Source organism: Arthrobacter sp. Cr_A7 (assembly GCF_029222765.1).
GTDB lineage: Bacteria > Actinomycetota > Actinomycetes > Actinomycetales > Micrococcaceae > Arthrobacter.
In genome coordinates this window covers 1-3,976 of the sequence record NZ_JARHXQ010000046.1, presented here as the reverse complement: position 1 = coordinate 3,976, position 3,976 = coordinate 1, and the positions used below count along the sequence as shown (strand labels likewise).

Sequence of the window (3,976 nt, the reverse complement as noted above, 5' to 3'; positions counted from 1 at the left end):
TAGGTCACGGAAGGCGGTTAGCCTTCAGCAATGAGGCTGGTCGCCCTCCGTATGTAAATCATCTCTGCCCAATGGCGTGCGGGATCTGTTAGTTGGCTTGAACGCCCGCTCAACTAGTAGTGCTTCATAAAGCACCAAGGAGACTGAAAAAGTGACGACCCGTATTGGTATTAACGGCTTTGGCCGTATTGGCCGCAACTACTTCCGCGCAGCGCTTGCACAAGGCGCGGACCTGGAGATCGTTGCCGTCAACGACCTCACCAGCCCCGAGGCCCTGGCGCACCTGTTCAAGTACGACTCCGTCGGCGGCCGGCTGAAGGAAACCATCGAGGTCAAGGACGGCAACATCGTCGTCAACGGCAACGTCATCAAGGTCCTGGCTGAGCGCGATCCCGCCAACCTGCCCTGGGGCGAGCTGGGCGTGGACATCGTCATCGAATCCACCGGCTTCTTCACCAAGGCCGCCGCTGCGCAGAAGCACATCGACGCCGGCGCCAAGAAAGTCCTCATCTCCGCCCCGGCGTCCGATGAAGACATCACCATCGTGATGGGCGTGAACCACAAGCTGTACGACAACGCCACGCACCACATCATTTCCAACGCATCCTGCACCACCAACTGCCTCGGCCCGCTGGCCAAGGTGGTCAACGACGAGTTCGGTATCGAACGCGGCCTCATGACCACCGTCCACGCCTACACCGCAGACCAGAACCTGCAGGACGGCCCGCACAACGACCTCCGCCGTGCACGCGCCGCCGCCATCAACATGGTTCCCACCTCCACCGGTGCAGCCAAGGCCATCGGACTCGTCCTGCCCGAGCTGAAGGGCAAGCTGGACGGCTACGCCATCCGCGTTCCCGTGCCCACCGGTTCGGCCACCGACCTCACCGTCACGGTCTCCCGCGAGACCACCGTCGAGGAAGTCAACGCCGCCCTCAAGCGCGCTGCGGAGTCCGAGGAACTGCAGGGCTTCCTGACCTATACCGATGAGCCGATCGTCTCCTCGGACATCGTCGGGGACCCGGCGTCGTCCATCTTTGACTCCGGCCTGACCAAGGTGATTGGCAACCAGGTCAAGGTTGTTTCCTGGTATGACAACGAATGGGGCTACTCAAACCGCCTCGTTGACCTTACGGAGCTTGTCGCATCCAAGCTGGGCTAGGGTTAGACACATGACATCTCACACCCTCAACGAACTCATCGCTGAAGGTGTCCGCGGGCGGTACATTCTGGTTCGAAGTGACCTGAATGTGCCGCTCGACGGCTCTACAGTCACTGACGACGGCCGCATCAAGGCCTCACTTCCAGTGCTGTCAAAGCTCACGGACGCCGGTGCCCGCGTGCTGGTAACAGCCCACCTCGGACGCCCCAAGGGCGCACCCGAAGACAAGTACTCCCTTCGCCCCGCAGCCACCCGGCTGGCGGAACTGGCGGACTTCAAGGTCACCCTCGCAGACGACACCGTGGGAGCCTCCGCCAAAGAGGCAGCAGCCGCGCTGCAGGACGGCGAGGTCCTCGTCCTGGAGAACGTCCGCTTCGACGCCCGCGAGACCAGCAAGGACGACGCCCAGCGCGGCGCCTTCGCTGACGAGCTGGTTGCGCTGACCGGCGGCAACGGCGCCTACGTGGATGACGCCTTCGGTGCCGTGCACCGCAAGCACGCCAGCGTGTACGACGTCGCCACCCGGCTTCCGTCGTACCAGGGCGACCTGGTGCACACCGAGGTCGAGGTCCTGCGCAAGCTCACCGCCGATACGCAGCGTCCCTACGTCGTGGTGCTCGGCGGTTCCAAGGTCTCTGACAAGCTCGCGGTCATCGACAACCTGCTCGGCAAGGCGGACACCATCCTGGTGGGCGGCGGCATGCTGTTCACCTTCCTCGCCGCCGCCGGCCACAAGGTGGCTGGAAGCCTGCTCGAGGAAGACCAGATCCCCGTGGTCCAGGACTACCTCAAGCGCGCGGCCGACGCCGGCACCGAATTCGTGGTGCCCACCGACGTCGTGGTGGCGGAGAAGTTCGCGGCCGACGCTGCGCACGAAACCGTTGCTGCGGATGCCATCGAGGACAGCAGCTTTGGCGCGCAGGGCATCGGGCTCGACATCGGCCCGGACTCTGCCGCTGCCTTCGCCGACCGTATCAAGGGTGCCCGGACGGTCTTCTGGAACGGTCCCATGGGGGTCTTCGAGTTCGAAGCCTTCTCGGCCGGAACCCGCGCGATTGCCCAGGCCCTGACCGAAACCGAAGCGTTCACCGTGGTTGGCGGCGGGGACTCCGCGGCAGCCGTGCGGACGCTGGGTTTCGCCGATGAGCAGTTCGGGCACATCTCCACCGGCGGCGGAGCGAGCCTGGAATACCTCGAGGGCAAGGAACTCCCGGGACTCAGCGTCCTGGACCGGTAGAGCCTTCCGGTAAGGCCTTCCGGTAGTACTACCGGTCTGTCAATCCTCCGGCCGGCAGGTTGCCCGCGGCAGCCTGCCGGCCGAACACTTATCACAAACTTTTTTGGAGAATACGTGACTACGTCAACGAACGGCGCTTTCGACCGCAAGCCCTTCATCGCGGGCAACTGGAAGATGAACATGGACCACGTGCAGGGCATCACCCTCCTGCAGAAACTGGCCTGGACCCTTTCAGACGCAAAGCATGACTACAGCCGCGTCGAAGTTGCTGTCTTCCCCCCGTTCACCGATCTCCGCGGCGTCCAGACGCTCGTCCAGGGCGACGACCTGGATATCGCCTACGGCGGCCAGGACCTCTCGCAGTTCGACTCGGGCGCCTACACCGGTGACATCTCCGGCCAGTTCCTGAAAAAGCTGGGGTGCACGTACGTGCTGGTGGGACACAGCGAACGCCGCACCATCCATAACGAGTCCGACGACGTCCTCAACGCGAAGGTCAAGGCCGCGTTCAAGCACGGCGTCACTCCTGTCCTCTGCGTTGGCGAAGGGCTGGAAATCCGGCAGGCCGGCACGCACGTGAACCACACGCTGGAACAGCTGCGCGCCGGAGTTGCGGGCCTGACCAACGAGCAGGCAGCCGAGCTCGTGGTCGCCTACGAGCCGGTCTGGGCCATCGGAACCGGAGAAGTTGCGGGCCCGGGGGATGCACAGGAAATGTGCGCCGCCATCCGCGCCGAGCTGGAAACGCTTTTTGGCGCCGACGTAGCGGCCAAGACACGCCTGCTCTACGGCGGCTCGGTCAAGGCCAACAACGCCGCCGCCATCCTGCAGGAGCGGGACGTGGACGGCCTGCTGGTGGGTGGCGCGAGCCTCGATCCTGCCGAGTTTGCTAATATTGTCAGGTTCGAGAGTCACCTGGTGACGGACTGATCCGTCCCGCCGCGCATACTCCCGCAATTCCAACTTTCTGAAAGGCCGTCGTGGACGTTCTTCATGTCATTCTGCAGATCCTCCTGGGCATCACCAGCCTCCTGCTGACGCTGCTTATCCTCCTCCACAAGGGACGGGGCGGCGGGCTGTCCGACATGTTCGGCGGCGGCATGAGTTCGGGCCTGAGCTCCTCCGGCGTGGCCGAGCGCAACCTGAACAGGTTCACCGTGATCCTCGGTGTCACCTGGGGTGTGGTGATCATCGCCCTGGGCCTGATCATGCGGTTCAGCGGCGGGGACTCCTGATCCCGAACGATTGAGGCAGCGATTCCCGCGGGTACTCCCACGGCACGGATCCGCCAACTAAACTGTGGCTGTCGGCTATTTCGACAGCCACAGTTTTGCTTTAACAATGGCGTCAAGGCAGGAGTTGCGGTGGTCCATCCAGCGTCAGGCTTCCGAGGTACCCGCGCGGGGGTAACGGCAGGAACAGGTTCAAGCCTTCAATCCACCGAGGACCACGGGAGCGCCCTGCCGCGGATCCGGGTGTCCTACTGGTGCGCGAAGGGGCACGAAACCCAGCCCGTCTTCCTCAAACTTCCCGAGGACCAGATCCCTGCCGTGTGGGACTGCCGGCGGTGCGGCGCT

5 protein-coding genes are annotated in these 3,976 nt (G+C 63.9%); all 5 read left to right on the top strand.

Annotation, left to right across the window (positions count from 1 at the left end; translation table 11 throughout):
* Window positions 1–151 precede the first annotated feature (151 nt).
* A complete protein-coding gene (gene gap, locus P2Q66_RS03005) occupies window positions 152–1,162 on the top strand; it encodes a type I glyceraldehyde-3-phosphate dehydrogenase (RefSeq protein ID WP_079596041.1) in 1,011 nt (336 codons plus the stop codon).
* 10 nt (window positions 1,163–1,172) lie between these two features.
* Window positions 1,173–2,399 carry a phosphoglycerate kinase gene (locus P2Q66_RS03000; RefSeq protein ID WP_079596042.1) on the top strand — a complete coding sequence of 409 codons (1,227 nt, stop codon included), beginning with the start codon at window positions 1,173–1,175 and terminating at the stop codon, window positions 2,397–2,399.
* Between the two features lie 114 nt (window positions 2,400–2,513).
* Entirely contained in the window at window positions 2,514–3,329 is an 816-nt protein-coding gene (gene tpiA, locus P2Q66_RS02995; protein ID WP_275725457.1) for a triose-phosphate isomerase, read from the top strand.
* Between the two features lie 50 nt (window positions 3,330–3,379).
* Window positions 3,380–3,634: a preprotein translocase subunit SecG gene (gene secG / locus P2Q66_RS02990; RefSeq protein WP_079596044.1), complete on the top strand. Its 255-nt coding sequence runs from the start codon at window positions 3,380–3,382 to the stop codon at window positions 3,632–3,634.
* A 129-nt stretch (window positions 3,635–3,763) separates the two neighbouring features.
* Window positions 3,764–3,976, top strand: a 213-nt coding sequence (locus P2Q66_RS02985) for an RNA polymerase-binding protein RbpA (RefSeq protein ID WP_275725454.1), incomplete at its 3' end; no start/stop codon positions are given.